Below are 15,612 nucleotides of genomic sequence, written 5' to 3'. Positions count from 1 at the left end.
GCCATCGAGTCGGCCATCGAGTCGGCCATCGAGTCGGCCATGAAGTCGGCCGCGGAATCGGCCACCGGCCCCGTCACGGTGGCCGCCGCGTGCGCCGCCGTGCAGCGCACCGAGCACACTGGCGCATCCGTCGGCTCCGGCATCGCAGCGCCCCGTGTCGTGCCCCGTGTCATGCCAGCGCCCTGTGCCGCGCCCTTCACCGCGCCCGTGATCACGGCGATCGTGGCGGCCATCGGCATCGCCCTGCTCGGCATGCCGCACGCGGCGTTCGCGCAGGCGGCCCGCGCGCCGGTCGGCGGCAATCCGATCCAGACGCTGCCGCAAGTCAATGCGCCCCCGCCCGCGCCGAGCGTCACCGTGCAGGTCGAAAAGCCCAACGCGCCGCTCGAACAGTTGCTCGCGCGCACGCTCACGCCGACGAAAGTCCAGATCGAAGGCGTCAAGGCGCTGCCGTTCGACGAAGTGGCGCAACGCTTTGCGCCGCGCGTCGGCAAGGAAACGACGGTCGGCGAACTCATCGAGATTGCCAATGGCGTCACGCGTCTTTATCAGGAACGCGGCTACGCGCTGTCGTTCGCGTTTATTCCCGCGCAGGACTTCGCCAATGGCGTCGTGCGCGTGACGGTCGTCGAAGGGTATGTGTCAAAGGTACAGATCAGCGGCGATGCGGGGAATGCCGAGGCGAAGATTCGCGCGATCGCGTCGCGCATCGAAGCCGACCGCCCCCTTCGTCGCAGCACGTTCGAGCGCTATATCAACGTGCTCGGCCTCATGCAGGGCGTCAAGATCGCGGCCAATGTCCCGCCGCCGACGACGACCGACGGCGGTACGACGCTCGAGCTCAAGGTCGAGCGCAAACGCTTCGACTTCAATATCGGGACCGACTTCAATCACCCCGGCGTGCAGGCTCTCGCGACAGCCGTCGAAAACGGCGTGCTCGGATTCGGCGAGCAACTGAGCGTCTCGGCGCTGTTTCCGCCCGGCCCCGACGACGTCACCTATTTCGCGGCGAATTTCTCGGCGCCGCTGGGCACCGACGGCCTCGTCGGCAAACTCAACGCATCGCACTACCGTGGCGAACCCGTCGACAATCCCGGCTTGCCGTCGAGCGTCGGACGCACGGTCACACAGGACAAGTTCGGCGGCGCAATCGCGTATCCGTTCATCCTCTCGAACACGCGCAGCCTCGTCGGACAATTGAGCGCCTATGCGACGCACGACGAGGATCGCTATACGAACGGCACGACGGGCGCCGAACTCGGACTTCGATCCAACGTCCGTGTGCTGTCGCCCGAACTCGACTTCGCCGACACGAGCAACGATCGCTCGCTCAAGGCGTCGCTCTCGATCTCGAAGGCGTTCAACGTCCTCGGCGCATCGAAAGACGCCTACTCGAACGTCGCGGGCGCCGCGCCGAACAACCAGGTCGATATCGCGTTCTTCAAGACGAACGCGAGCTACACGCAAACCAATGCATGGCCGTTGGGCTTGGGGACGACGTTCTCGATCGCCGGCCAATACAGCGGCGATTCGCTGCCGACCTCCGAGCAGATCACCTTCGGCGCGCAACGCTTCGGCCTGGGTTACCAGGCCGGCGAGGCGGCCGGCGACTCCGGCTGGGGCGCGTCGATCGAGTTGAACCGCGCGTTCAGCCTCGGCTACACGTACTTCAAGACGGTGCAGCCCTATCTCGAGTTCGATACGGCACGCGTCTATCTGCACTCCGGTCCGACGTATCCGAGCCATCTCGCGTCGATCGCGATCGGCGCGCGCTTTGGCGATCTCAAGCACTATGCACTCGATCTCGCCGTCGGTCGGGCCGTGGCCGACGCACCGATCGAAAGCGCATCGCGGAGCCCGCGCATCAATGCGAACTTCTCGTACAACTTTCAGTGACGCGTCGCCTCAGACCGCCTGATGACGCGCGCGTGACGACACGAACGCCACCTCAGACATTCGTTTAGAGGAGTTTTTCCGAGATCGGGCCGCCGCTTTCGCTTATGCTGGGCCGGCATCACGTGCAGGCTTGGGACCGAACGGCCTGGGTCATGGACACCGATGCACGCATCGACGAGAGACGACAACAGCGCCGCACGCACGGCGCACCACGGCGCAGGCGAACCGGGCATCGCGGCCCGCCGCACTGACGCGTATCAGGAGGAAGACATGCAGACCCAGAGGCTCGCGACGACGCCCCGCGCGACGATGCGCAAAACGATGCGCCGGCTGAGCGCCGCGATCGTGGCAACAGGATTCGTGCTCGCACCGCTCGCGCACGCGCAAACGGACAATTCGCCGGTCGGCGTCTGGCAGACGATCGACGATCACACGGGCCAACCCAAGGCGCTCGTGCAGATTACGCAGGACGCCGATGGCACGCTGAGCGGCAAGATCCTCAAAGGCCTGGGCCCGAACGATCAACCGGGCCGCCGCTGCGACAAGTGCACCGACTATCGCAAGGATCAGCTCATGCTCGGCATGACGATCATCAACGGCATGAAGCAGGATGGGGACAAATATGACGGGGGGCAGATTCTCGACCCCGAAAACGGCTCGCTGTACAAATGCACGATGCACACGGACGAGAACGGCCAGAAGCTCGTCGTCCGCGGATACATCGGCATTTCGCTGATCGGGCGCTCACAAACGTGGAGCCGTCAACAGTAGGCTCGTGCGTCGTCCTTCGACGACGCACGGCACGCACGACACGTGCAGCGCGACTCGTCCGATCCCGAAACCGGCCGGTCGCGCTGTCGTGTTGATGCACACGGTGTCGATCGACGCGATCAACGTTCGGGCAAGGCATCGCTGACGGCCTGGATCGCGTCAAAGTCCGCTGGATGGTTGGAAACCGGCCTGGCATGCCATGCGGTCATCGTCTCCTGCGTATCCCGGGTGTCCGCGTGGGCGATGTCGCCCATCGCGCACGGCGCGCCGATCGGCGCATCTTTCCGTGCATGCGCCGCGTCGTCGCACGCGCACATTTCGGCATGCTGGCTCGCACCCCAATGTACGGCGCCCGCTGTCGGACGACCTTCGCCCTCACAGCGACCGCACACGTCGGAATCCGCCTCCACGCCGTGAACCTCCCGTGCCTCGTGGCGCTCGTGCCGATCACCATGCGCATCCTGCTCGGCGCAAACATCGGACGACGTACGCGAAGCGATCTCCATGGCCGCATGCGCAGGCATCGGCGCTTGACCGCAAGACGCTTCGGCATGGAACGGACTCATGGACTCGCAAGCATGCAGCGCGTTGCGCAGCGGCGCGCGTGACGGCAACTGTGCGAACGCGCTGTGCAGCACGCTGGCGCTCCAGACCGAGTCGGCGGCGGCGACGCCGCCGGCGTGCGTCATCGGATCGGCCGCGCGTTGCGGGCGGGCCGCCGCGCCCGTGGGCTGCGGATTGCGCATACGCGCGACGATGGCGGTGTGGAACTCGTCGCCTGCCGGCCCGAACAACTGCGTCAGCACGCGCTTGAGCACACCCATGCGCTGCCACGCCTTGAAGCGCCGATGGCAGGTCTGATACGAAGGAAATCGACGCGGCAACATCGACCACGATGATCCGCTATGCATGACCCAGAGCACGCCGTTGAGCACTTCACGCGTGTTGGTCAGGGGACGTCCGCGCGTTTCCTTGCGCGGTTGAAGTTCAGGCAGCAGCGGCGCGACCGCGAGCCACTCCTCATCGGTCAGAACTCGATAAGGTTTCATACACTCTCCTTGAATGGTGAGCCGCATCAACCGCGAACTTGCGGATGACGGGCCTCCCGAACTCAACCAGAACGGGACAGGGAGAACGTTATCGAGACGATGAGATTCGGCAAATCAGATAAGTCTGAAATGCCGGTCAGCCTATGTCAGTGATGTGTTCACGACGCGCCTCGGCGTTTCGAGATACTCGCGAGACTGCATCTCGATAATGCGTGAAACCGTACGGGCGAACTCGTTGGCCATCTTGCCTTCGGTGTACAACTCCGCCGCCGGCACCTCGGCCGACATCAGCAATTTGACCTTGTGGTCGTACAGCACGTCGACGAGCCACGTGAAGCGACGCGCCTCCGATGCCATACGCGGCGACATGCACGGCACCTCGGAGAGGATGACCGCGTGGAAACGCGAGGCCAGCTCGAGGTAGTCGTTCTGCGAGCGCGGTCCGCCGCACAGTGTCGCAAAATCAAACCATACGACACCGTCGGCTTTTCGCAATGCCTTGAGTTCGCGCTGTTCAATATGAAGAATCGGACTTTCATCCGGAACAGCGGCGAGAGACGTGAAAGCTGTTCTGAGTGCCTTGTCGGCCTCTGCGCCAAGCGGTGTCAGATAGGCTTGGACCTGGCTTAAGGTCCGCTGACGGTAGTCGATCCCCGCGTCGACGTTGAGCACGTCGAGCCGCGTGTTGAGCAAGTCGATCGCGGGCAGAATCCGGTCGCGGTGTAAACCGTCCGGGTACAGGTCATCGGGGGCGTAATTCGACGTCATGACGAACTGCACGCCGTTCTCGAACAGGCCCAGGAGGAGTTTGTAGAGAATCATCGCGTCAGCGACGTCTGACACATGAAACTCGTCGAAGCAGATCAGCCGGTAGCGTTTCGCGATGCGTCGCGCAAGTTCATCGAGCGGATCCGCCGTGCCCTTGAGCTCCTGCAACTGGCGGTGCACTTCCCGCATGAACTCGTGAAAATGCAGTCGCGTCTTGCGCTGCACGGGCACGCACGCGTAGAAGCTGTCCATCAGGAAGCTCTTGCCGCGCCCGACGCCGCCCCACAGATAGATCCCCTTCGGAATATCGGGATGCAGGATCAGCTTGCGCAGCGCGCTCGAACGCGTCGCCTTATAGGCCACCCATTCGTCGAAGCAGCGCTGCAGACGCGCGACTGCCGCGAGTTGCGCGGGATCCGACTGGTAGCCGCGCGTGGCCAATTCTTCTTCGTAGTATTGAGTGACATTCATCGCGGGAATCGTCCCAAAACGGACAAAGGCGAGTCGAAGCTCGCCTTTGTCCGGGTCCTGCAAGCCAGCGTCGTGCGTCGCGCGAACCCGTGGGCCGCGCGACGGGTGGCGCTTACATATTGATCGCGCGCTTGTCGGCCGCCAGCGCGGCTTCGCGCATGACTTCGGACAACGACGGATGCGGATGGCAGATCCGGGCGATGTCTTCCGACGCCGCCTTGAACTCCATCGCCACCGCCGCTTCGGCGATCAGGTCCGATGCGTTCGGGCCGATGATATGCACGCCGAGGACCTCGTCGGTCTTCGCATCCGCGATGACCTTGACGAACCCTTCCGCCGCATTGATCCCGAGCGCGCGGCCGTTGACCGAGAACGGGAACTGACCCGCCTTGATCTCGCGGCCTTCGGCCTTGAGCTGCTGTTCCGTCTTGCCGACCCACGCGATCTCAGGCGACGTGTAGATGACCCACGGAATGCAGTTGTAGTCGATATGCGGCTTCTGACCGTCGATGACTTCGGCCACGAGCACGCCTTCGTCTTCGGCCTTGTGCGCGAGCATCGGACCGCGCACGACGTCGCCGATCGCATAGACGTTCGGCAGCTTCGTGCGGCAGTGATCGTCGACCTCGATGAAGCCACGCTCGGTGACACCGAGACCGATGTTTTCGAGACCGAGGTTGTCGGTGTTCGGCACGCGGCCGACCGACACGATCAGGCGGTCGGCATCGAGCGTCTGCGCGTTGCCGTCCTTGTCCGCGTACTGGATCGAGACGCCCTTGTCCGACGTCGTGACCGAGCCGATCTTGACGCTCAGGTGAATATCGAGCCCCTGCTTCTTGAAGATCTTCGCCGCTTCCTTCGCGACGCCGACATCGCATGCGCCGAGGAATTCGGGCAGCGCTTCGAGCACCGTCACGTCAGCACCCAGACGACGCCAGACCGAGCCGAGTTCGAGGCCGATGACGCCCGCGCCGATGACGGCGAGCTTCTTCGGCACCGAGTCGAACGAGAGCGCGCCCTCGTTGTCGGCGACCAGCGTGCCGTCGACCTTCGCGAACGGCAGATGACGCGCCTTCGAACCCGTCGCGATGATCACGTTGCGCGCGGTCACCGTCTCGGCTTCGCCTTCGCCCGACACTTCGATCTGATAGCCGGCGTCGCCCTTCGAGACGAACTTGCCGTGCCCCTTGAGCCACGTGATCTTGTTCTTGCGGAACAGGAACTCGATGCCCTTGGTCATCTTCGTGACGATGCCTTCCTTGCGGGCCAGCATCTTCGCGAGATCGATCTTCGCGCCTTCGACCGTGATGCCGTGGTCGGCGAGGTGATGACTGACCTTCTCGAACTCTTCGGACGAGGCAAGCAGCGCCTTCGAGGGAATGCAACCGACATTCAGGCACGTGCCGCCGAGCGCGAGTTCACCCTTCGGGTTCTTCCACTTCTCGATACACGCGACCGACTTGCCCAATTGCGCGGCGCGCACGGCCGCCACGTAACCGCCGGGACCCGCGCCGATCACGACGACATCAAAATCTTTAGCCATATTTTTTTAACCGTATCCGTCGCAAAAGTTACAGGTCGAGCAGCAGACGCGCCGGATCTTCGAGCGCTTCCTTCATCGCGACCAGCGACAGCACGGCTTCACGGCCATCGATGATCCGGTGGTCGTACGACATCGCGAGATAGTTCATCGGACGGATCACGATCTGACCGTTTTCGACGACCGCGCGGTCCTTCGTCGCGTGCACGCCGAGAATCGCCGATTGCGGCGGGTTGATGATCGGCGTCGAGAGCATCGAGCCGAACGTACCGCCGTTCGAGATCGAGAACGTGCCGCCCGTCAGGTCTTCGAGCGAGATCTTACCGTCCTTCGCCTTCTGGCCGAATTCGGCGATCTTCTTCTCGATGTCGGCGAGGCTCAGCTGGTCCGCGTTACGGATGATCGGCACGACGAGGCCGCGCGGCGAGCCGACGGCGATACCGATGTCGAAGTAGCCGTGATAGACGATGTCCGTACCGTCGACCGATGCGTTGACGACCGGGTACTTCTTGAGCGCGTGGACGGCTGCCTTCACGAAGAACGACATGAAGCCGAGCTTCACGCCGTGTTCCTTCTCGAACTTGTCCTTGTACTTCGTGCGCAGGTCCATGACGGGCTGCATATTGACTTCGTTGAACGTCGTCAGGATCGCGTTCGTCGCTTGCGACTCGAGCAGACGTTCGGCGACGCGCGCACGCAGACGCGACATCGGCACGCGTTGTTCAGGACGGTCGTTGAGCCAGTCCGAACCCTTGATCGGCGCGGCGACCGACGGCAGTGCCGGACGCGCAGCCTTCGGGGCCGGCGCGGCGGCGGCGGGAGCCGGCTTCGTGCCCGCGGCGAGCACGTCGCCCTTCGTGACGCGGCCATCGCGGCCCGTACCGGCGACGTCGGAGGCCGAGAGGCCCTTTTCCGCCAGGAGCTTCGCAGCCGACGGCGCGGCGATCGAGCCCGACGCGCCACCCGTTGCGGCGGCGGCCACGGCCGGTGCGGCGGCGGCGGGTGCAGCGGCCGGCGCGGCGGCGGCCGGCTTCGCTTCGGCGGGCGCGGCGCCTGCCTTGCCTTCCGTATCGATCGAGGCGATGACCTGATCGGCCGTCACGGTCGCGCCGTCGTCCTGATCGATCTTCGCGAGCACGCCGGCAGCCGGCGCGGGGACTTCGAGCACGACCTTGTCGGTCTCGACTTCGATAAGAATTTCATCTTGCGCGACCGCTTCGCCGGGGCGCTTCTTCCACGTCAGCAGGGTCGCTTCGGACACCGATTCGGACAGCTGCGGGACTTTGACTTCAACGATTGCCATTTCTCTGATCCTGAACTTGTTTTATGTGAGCCGGGCGTGCGCAGGGGCACGCGTGCGCGAAGCCCTGCTCCGCGCACGACATCGCCCGATTACTTCGTGGTGATGGCGCCCTTCAGACGGCCGAACGCACCTTCGATCAACGCCTTCAGTTGCTCGTAGTGCGTCGCGTAGTAGCCCACTGCCGGCGATGCCGATGCCGGACGGCCGCTGTACGCAAGCTTCTGGCCTTCCTTGAGCCCCTCGAGCAGGTGATGCTCGATGTAGAACCACGGGCCCTGGTTCTGCGGCTCGTCCTGGACCCACACGACTTCGGTCAGGTTTTCGTACTTCTTGAGTTCGGCCTCGAATGCCTTATGGCCGAACGGATAGAGCTGCTCGATCCGGATGATCGCGATGTCCTTCGTCTTCGCTTCGCGGCGATGCGCGATGAGATCGAAGTACACGCGGCCCGAGCACACGAGCACGCGCTTGACCTTCTTCGCGTCGATCGTGTCGTCGGTCTCGCCGAGCACCGGGTGGAAGCTGCCCTTCGCGAGTTCCGACAGATCGCTGATCGCTTCCTTGTGACGCAGCAGCGACTTCGGCGTGAAGACGATGAGCGGCTTGCGGAACAGGCGGATCATCTGACGGCGCAGCAAGTGGAACATCTGGGCCGGCGTCGTCGGCTGGACGACCTGCATATTGTGATCCGCGCAGAGCTGGAGGAAACGCTCGATACGCGCCGACGAGTGCTCGGGGCCCTGGCCTTCGTAGCCGTGCGGCAGCAGCATCGTCAGACCCGATGCGCGGCCCCACTTGACTTCGCCCGACGAGATGAACTGGTCGATCACGACCTGCGCGCCGTTCACGAAGTCGCCGAACTGCGCTTCCCATGCGATGAACGTGTTCGGTTCGGCCGTCGAGTAACCGTATTCGAAGCCGAGCACGGCTTCTTCCGACAGCACCGAGTCGATGACCGTGAACTTCGCCTGACCTTCGGCGATGTTCTGCAGCGGGATATACGTGCCGTCGTTCCAACGTTCGCGGTTCTGATCGTGCAGCACGGCGTGGCGGTGCGTGAACGTGCCGCGGCCGCTGTCCTGACCCGTCAGACGCACGGGGTAGCCCGACGCGACGAGCGACGCGAACGCCATCGCTTCGCCCATGCCCCAGTCGAGCGGCGCTTCGCCGCGGCCCATCGCGCGACGGTCGTTGATCACGCGCTCGACGAGCGGGTGCACCTTGAAGTTTTCCGGGACCGTCGTGATCCGTTCCGCCAGACGCTTGAGTTCGGCGAGCGGCACGGCCGTATCGGCCGCGTCGGTCCACTTGCGGTTCAGGAACGGCACCCAGTCGACCGCATACTTGCTCTTGTAGTTCGAGAGCACGGGGTCGATCGTGTGATGGCCTTCGTCCATCGCCTTGCGGTATTGCTTGACGTAGTTTTCGGCGTCATCGGCGCTCAGCACGCCTTGCGCGACGAGCTTTTCAGCGTAGAGCGCGCGCGTGCCCGGATGCTTGGCGATCGTCTTGTACATCAGCGGCTGCGTGACCGCCGGCGTGTCCTGCTCGTTGTGGCCGAGCTTGCGGAAGCAGACGATGTCGACGACCACGTCCTTGTGGAATTCCTGACGGTAATCGAGCGCGAGCTGGATCGTGAGCACGACCGCTTCGGGATCGTCGCCGTTCACGTGGAGCACCGGCGCCTCGATCATCTTGACGACGTCCGAGCAGTAGAGCGTCGAGCGCGAATCGCGCGGATCCGACGTCGTGAAGCCGATCTGGTTGTTGATGACGATGTGGACCGTGCCATGCGTGCCGTAGCCGCGCGTTTGCGCGAGGTTCAGCGTTTCCATGACGACGCCCTGGCCCGCGAACGCCGCGTCGCCGTGCACCTGGATCGGCAGCACTTGCAGACCGAGTTCGTCGCCGCGGCGCTCCATGCGCGCCTTCGCCGACCCTTCGACGACCGGGTTCACGATTTCGAGGTGCGACGGGTTGAACGCGAGCGACAGGTGGACCGGACCGCCCGGGGTCGCGATGTCCGACGAGAAGCCCTTGTGATACTTGACGTCGCCCGAGGGCAGATCGTCGGAATGCTTGCCTTCGAATTCGGCGAACAGATCCGCCGGCATCTTGCCGAGCGTGTTGACGAGCACGTTCAGACGGCCGCGGTGGGCCATCGCGATCACGATTTCCTGCACGCCCTTCGCGCCCGCGTGATGGACGAGTTCGTCCATGGCCGCGATGAAGCTCTCGCCGCCTTCGAGCGAGAAGCGCTTCTGGCCGACGTAGCGCGTATGCAGATAGCGTTCGAGACCCTCGGCAGCCGTCAGGCGCTCAAGGATGTGCTTCTTCTTTTCAGCCGTGAAATTCGGGGTTGCGCGGATCGATTCGAGGCGCTCCTTCCACCAGCGCTTTTGCTCGGGATCGCTGATATACGCGTATTCGGCGCCGATCGTGCCGCAATACGTGTCGCGCAGGGCCTTGATGATGTCGCGCAGCGTGGCTTGCTGGAAGCCGAAGTACAGATTGCTCGCGTCGAACACCTGGTCCATGTCGGCTTCGGTGAAGTCGTAGAACGCCGGTTCGAGCTCGGGAATCTGCGGCCGTTCCTGGCGCTTGAGCGGATCGAGGTTCGCCCAGCGCGAGCCGAGGAAGCGATACGCGCCGATCAGCGATTGCACGAACACTTGCTTGCGCGCCGTCGACATCTCGGTCGCGCCCGCGCGCGGCAAGAAGGCGTTGGCACGCGCGCGTTGCGCAAAGGATTCGACGATGGGGGCGTGTGCGACGTCGTTGGCGGCCGAGCCGTCCACGGCCGGCACGTTCTGCAGCGCGTCGAAGTATTCGCGCCAGTTGTCCGGCACCGAAGCCGGATTGTCGAGATACGCTTCGTACAGTTCTTCGACGTACGGAGCATTGCCGCCGAACAGGTAGGAGTTCGACTGGGATTCTTTCATCATTTTGACGCTCACCTTTCTTCGAGTTTCTCGAGAAACGCGGGTTACTCAACCTTCCGCGGCACGGCCTGACCGATTAGCGGATGCGCAAACATCAAGTTGTGCAGGAAGGACCAGAAAACAATGCCTCAAGACGCGGCGAGAATATCACGTAAGCATAGCCGACGCAGAGCCGAACACAAGCCGAAAGCCTTGTCCCGCCTGGATCGGCGGGGTTCGAGCCGGGCCTGCACCTCATCCGGACTCGCTTTCGCGGCTTGTGTACGGCGCGCGTATCGCGTGCCATTGACCGTTCAATTCAGCCGCCTCAATTCGGCGCTCATTGCATTTACGGCTTAAAACAGGACTTCTTTACCGTCTACCTTCCGATAAACGCCTGGGGGAAACCCGCTGTCTCGCCACGTGATCGACGCGCCGGCGCGTTTTCTCCCCCACCCGCAACGCGCGACCCCTTCAGGCCGTGCACCGCGTTAACAAAAAAAGGGCCGCACGATGGTCTCGTCCGGCCCTCTCGATGTCTTACTCCGCCACGGCCTCGCGGCTTGCGCGACGGCGCTCGTGCTCCTTCAGGAAACGCTTGCGCAGACGAATCGTCTTCGGCGTGACCTCGACAAGCTCGTCGTCGTCGATGAATTCGACCGCGTATTCGAGCGAGAGCTGGATCGGCGGCACGAGGCGCACGGCTTCGTCGGTGCCCGAGGCGCGCACGTTCGTGAGCTGCTTGCCCTTGATCGGGTTCACGACGAGATCGTTGTCGCGGCTGTGGATGCCGATGATCATGCCTTCATAGAGCGCATCGCCGGGGCTCACGAACATGCGGCCGCGATCCTGCAGCTTCCAGAGCGCGTAGGCGACGGCCGCGCCGTCGTCCTGCGAGATCAGCACGCCGTTGCGACGCTCGCCGATGCTGCCGTCCTTGATCGGCGCATACGAGTCGAAGATATGGCTTGCGAGGCCCGTGCCGCGCGTGAGCGTCAGGAATTCACCCTGGAAGCCGATCAGGCCCCGCGCGGGAATCCGGTACTCGAGACGCGTCCGGCCGCGGCCGTCCGACGCCATGTCGAGCAATTCGCCCTTGCGGCGGCCGAGTTCTTCCATGACCGAGCCCTGATGACCGTCTTCGAGGTCGACCGTCAGCAGCTCGTACGGCTCGCTCTTGACGCCGTCGATCTCGCGCGTGACCACGCGCGGACGCGAAACGGCCAGTTCATAGCCTTCGCGACGCATGTTTTCGATCAGGATCGTCAGATGCAGCTCGCCGCGGCCCGAGACTTCGAAGACCGTCTCGTCGCCGGTGTCGCGCACGCGCAACGCCACGTTGTGATTGAGTTCGCGGTTCAGGCGGTCGCGGATCTGGCGGCTCGTGACGAACTTGCCTTCCTTGCCCGCGAGCGGCGACGAATTGACGAGGAAGTTCATCGTGATCGTCGGCTCGTCGACCGTGATGCGCGGCAGCGGGTCCGGCGACTCGGGCGAGCAGATCGTCACGCCGATGCCGATGTCTTCGATGCCGTTGATCAGCACGATGTCGCCGGCTTCGGCCGACTCGACCTGCTGGCGGTCGAGGCCTTCGAACGTCAGCACTTGATTGATCTTGCGGTTCAGCACCTCGCCTTCGGGGCCGAACTGCATGACGACGGGCATGCCGGGCTTGATGCGGCCGCGCGTGATGCGGCCCACGCCGATACGGCCGACGTACGTCGAATAATCGAGCGACGTGATCTGAAGCTGGAGCGGACCTTCGGGATCGGCATCGCGGACCGGCACGTGTTCGAGGATCGCCTCGAACAGCGGACGCATCGTGCCTTCGCGGTCATCGGGGTTCAGGCTCGCATAGCCGTTGAGCGCCGACGCATAGACGACCGGGAAGTCGAGCTGTTCGTCGGTCGCGCCGAGCTTGTCCATCAGATCGAACGTCTGGTTGATGACCCAATCCGGACGCGCGCCCGGGCGGTCGATCTTGTTGACGACGACGATCGGCTTGAGGCCGAGCGCGAGCGCCTTGCGCGTGACGAAGCGCGTCTGCGGCATCGGGCCTTCGACGGCGTCGACGAGCAGGAGCACCGAGTCGACCATCGACAGCACGCGCTCGACCTCGCCGCCGAAGTCGGCGTGGCCCGGGGTGTCGACGATATTGATGTGGGTGCCTTCGTACTGGACGGCGCAGTTCTTCGCAAGGATCGTGATGCCACGTTCCTTTTCGATGTCGTTCGAGTCCATGACCCGTTCTGCAACCGCCTGGTTTTCGCGGAACGTGCCCGACTGGCGGAGCAATTGGTCGACTAGTGTGGTTTTGCCGTGGTCGACGTGGGCAATGATGGCGATGTTGCGGAGAGCGCGGGTCATATACGGAGGGGAAACAGGCAAGACAGGCACGAATTGCCGCGCCCTGGCCATTTTCGACTATCGAAAACCCGCAATTCTAGCACGGACATACGACACGAGCGCGTCCCGCACAACGCCCGCGCACAGGCCGTGTGGCAAACCCGTCATTTTGGCGCCAGAAATGATACTTGTCGCGTCAACCAACCTCGCCTACACTTCTGCCTAGACAAATATTGCAGGCGCACGTAAAACACCCCATGGATGAGCTGAGCCCGCCGACGTCCGTCGAATTTGCCGCAAGCATGGAAGACAGCATCGGGTATCTGCTCGCTCGCGTGCGCTCGAATCTGTGGAATGCCGTAACCCAGCAGACGATGCAGGAACTGGGCGTGACCGCGACCCAGGCCTCGATGCTGTCGATGCTGGCAAGCGGCCAGTGCCTTGCCGCGGCCGAACTCGCGCGCCAGTACGGCATCGACGCGAGCGCCGTGACCCGGCTGCTCGACCGACTCGAAAAGCGCGGTCTGCTGGTCCGGGTCCGCAGCCAGGACGACCGCCGCGTCGTCAAGCTGCGGCTCACGGAACAAGGCACGGAGTTCGCGGAGCGCATGCCCGCGCTGTATTCGGATGTCGTCGACAAGTTGTTGCGGGGGTTCGCTCCCGATGAGGTCGGTTTGCTGCGTGCCATGCTCAAACGCATGCTCGTCAATTCAAACGAACCGGCCTGAGCCGCAGATTCACAGAATTCGCTGATTGATCGTCGTACCGTGTCGTAGATCGTCCACCGGGGCATCGCGCCGCCGCCCGATCCGGATCGTCGTCCGATCCGTTCGCCGGTTTCGCCTCCCCTCCGCAGCACCGAACATTTGAAGTGTTAACTTGAGTCAGGCAATGAGTGCTTTTCTCCGCTTTACCGCCCAACTGCCCCGGCAGCGGGCGATCCCGTGCGCCGCGGCGCTCGCGCTCGCGACGACCCTGTCGGGCTGCGTGACCTGGCACGGCATCGGCAGCGACAAGTCGACGACCGACGCGAATCGGCTCGATGCCCATCTGAGCATTCCGGCTCAGGGCGGCAAGTGGCCCGACGCGAGCTGGGCCGACCAGTTCGGCGACCCGCAGCTCAGCCAGCTGATCGCCGAAGGCCTCGCCGACAATCCGAGCATCGCCCAGGCGAAGGCGCGCATCGAGAAGGCCTCGTCGTTCGTCCAGACCGAGCATGCGGCCGAATTGCCGACGGTCAGCGGGCAATACTCGTGGAATCGCGAGCTCTACTCGGCCAACGCCTTGTTCCCGCCCCCGTACGGCGGTTCGTGGTACAGCGAAAACAAGGGACTCATCACGGCGTCGTGGGACCTCGACCTCTGGGGCAAGCATCGCGAAGCGACCTCGGGCGCGGTGTCGCAGCAGAAAGTCGCCGAGGCCGACGAGCAGGAAGTCCGCGTCACGCTCTCGACGTCGATCGCGCAGACCTATAACGAACTCGCGCGCGACTACGCGCTGCTCGACGTCGCGCAACGCGAGACCGAGGCGCGCGACGAAGTCGGCCGCATCACGGTGGGCCGCGTCGCCGCCGGACTCGACACGCAGGTCGAACGCCGCACGTCGGACGGCAATATCGCGGCGAGCCGCGCGTCGATCACGCAGCTCGAAGGCCAGATCACGGCGACGCGCTACCAGTTGGCCGCACTGCTCGGCAAGGGTCCGGACCGCGGCCTGTCGATCGCGAAGCCGACGATGGATCCGAAGTCCGATATCACGCTGCCCGACAATGTGCCGGCCAACCTGCTGTCGCGCCGTCCGGACCTCGTCGCCGCGCGCTGGACGATCGACGCGACGCAACACGACATCAAGTCGGCGAAAGCCGAGTTCCTGCCCGACGTGAACCTCGCGGGCCTCGCGGGCTTCGACGCGTTCGGCTGGAGCAACTTCCTCAAGTTCGACAGCCGGCAGTTCCAGGCCGGTCCGGCGATCGACATCCCGATCTTCGCGGGCGGCGCGCTGCGCGCGAACCTCAAGGGCAAGTACGCCGACTTCGATCTGGCCGTCGCCGAGTACAACCAGACGCTCGTCAACGCGCTCAGCGACGTCGCGACGCAGGTCGCGGCGATCCGCTCGACCGACCGGCAGCTCGTCGACGCGCAAGCCGCCTACGATGCGACGCGCCATGCGTACGACCTCGCCGTGGTCCGCTATAAAGCCGGTCTGTCGCCGCAGCTCCAGGTGCTCAATGCCGATCAGAATCTGCTCGCGCAGGAGCAAGGCGTCGTGAGCCTCAAGATGAACCGGCGTTCGCAGCAGATCGCGCTCATCAAGTCGCTCGGCGGCGGATTCGACGCGGACGCGACCGGACTCAATCCGCCGCTCGCGGGCGCGCTCAAGAATTCCGACGATGCGGCGAGCGCGGTCCAGGCCACCTCGACGGAGCCCCAGGCGTCCAACGGCACCCATTGAACGGCACCTATTGAGTCGATCGCAAGACATCGAACATCACACACGCGAACCCCGTAACGGGATTCAGGCACGAGATCAGAGAGTACGGAGCAAACC

The 15,612-nt window shown here is 64.1% G+C and carries 10 protein-coding genes; 4 read left to right on the top strand and 6 right to left on the bottom strand.

Annotation, left to right across the window (positions count from 1 at the left end; translation table 11 throughout):
• Positions 1 to 252: 252 nt before the first annotated feature.
• On the top strand, positions 253 to 1,896 hold the full coding sequence (locus D7S86_RS19210) for a ShlB/FhaC/HecB family hemolysin secretion/activation protein (protein WP_240648298.1): 1,644 nt from the start codon (positions 253 to 255) through the stop codon (positions 1,894 to 1,896).
• Between the two features lie 321 nt (positions 1,897 to 2,217).
• Positions 2,218 to 2,667, top strand: a complete 450-nt coding sequence (locus D7S86_RS19205) for a DUF2147 domain-containing protein (protein ID WP_240648297.1) — start codon at positions 2,218 to 2,220, stop codon at positions 2,665 to 2,667.
• Between the two features lie 119 nt (positions 2,668 to 2,786).
• On the opposite strand, the gene D7S86_RS19200 is transcribed toward D7S86_RS19205, so the two are convergent.
• From D7S86_RS19200 to typA, 6 genes are all read right to left on the bottom strand, one after another.
• On the bottom strand, positions 2,787 to 3,716 hold the full coding sequence (locus tag D7S86_RS19200) for a transposase (protein ID WP_158602028.1): 930 nt from the start codon (positions 3,714 to 3,716) through the stop codon (positions 2,787 to 2,789).
• A gap of 141 nt (positions 3,717 to 3,857) precedes the next feature.
• Complete coding sequence (gene zapE / locus D7S86_RS19195; RefSeq protein ID WP_121088471.1) at positions 3,858 to 4,955, bottom strand: cell division protein ZapE; 1,098 nt, start codon at positions 4,953 to 4,955, stop codon at positions 3,858 to 3,860.
• Positions 4,956 to 5,067: 112 nt separating this feature from the next.
• Positions 5,068 to 6,498, bottom strand: coding sequence for a dihydrolipoyl dehydrogenase (gene lpdA / locus D7S86_RS19190; RefSeq protein WP_121088470.1), 1,431 nt, complete (start codon positions 6,496 to 6,498; stop codon positions 5,068 to 5,070).
• 28 nt (positions 6,499 to 6,526) lie between these two features.
• Positions 6,527 to 7,798: a 2-oxoglutarate dehydrogenase complex dihydrolipoyllysine-residue succinyltransferase gene (odhB, locus tag D7S86_RS19185; protein ID WP_121088469.1), complete on the bottom strand. Its 1,272-nt coding sequence runs from the start codon at positions 7,796 to 7,798 to the stop codon at positions 6,527 to 6,529.
• Between the two features lie 89 nt (positions 7,799 to 7,887).
• The gene (locus D7S86_RS19180; protein ID WP_121088468.1) at positions 7,888 to 10,743 is read right to left on the bottom strand and encodes a 2-oxoglutarate dehydrogenase E1 component; all 2,856 of its coding nucleotides are present in this window, start codon (positions 10,741 to 10,743) and stop codon (positions 7,888 to 7,890) included.
• A gap of 516 nt (positions 10,744 to 11,259) precedes the next feature.
• Entirely contained in the window at positions 11,260 to 13,086 is a 1,827-nt protein-coding gene (typA, locus tag D7S86_RS19175; protein WP_121088467.1) for a translational GTPase TypA, read from the bottom strand.
• 236 nt (positions 13,087 to 13,322) lie between these two features.
• Here typA and D7S86_RS19170 point away from each other — a divergent pair, with 236 nt between their 5' ends.
• Both D7S86_RS19170 and D7S86_RS19165 read left to right on the top strand, forming a co-directional pair.
• Positions 13,323 to 13,793 (top strand): MarR family winged helix-turn-helix transcriptional regulator, encoded by a 471-nt coding sequence (locus tag D7S86_RS19170; protein ID WP_121088466.1) that lies wholly within the window; start codon positions 13,323 to 13,325, stop codon positions 13,791 to 13,793.
• Between the two features lie 163 nt (positions 13,794 to 13,956).
• Positions 13,957 to 15,516, top strand: a complete 1,560-nt coding sequence (locus tag D7S86_RS19165; protein WP_121088465.1) for an efflux transporter outer membrane subunit — start codon at positions 13,957 to 13,959, stop codon at positions 15,514 to 15,516.
• Positions 15,517 to 15,612 lie beyond the last annotated feature (96 nt).

The organism is Pararobbsia silviterrae (genome assembly GCF_003628125.1).
Classification (GTDB): domain Bacteria; phylum Pseudomonadota; class Gammaproteobacteria; order Burkholderiales; family Burkholderiaceae; genus Pararobbsia; species Pararobbsia silviterrae.
This window is presented reverse-complemented; position numbering and strand designations above follow the sequence as displayed.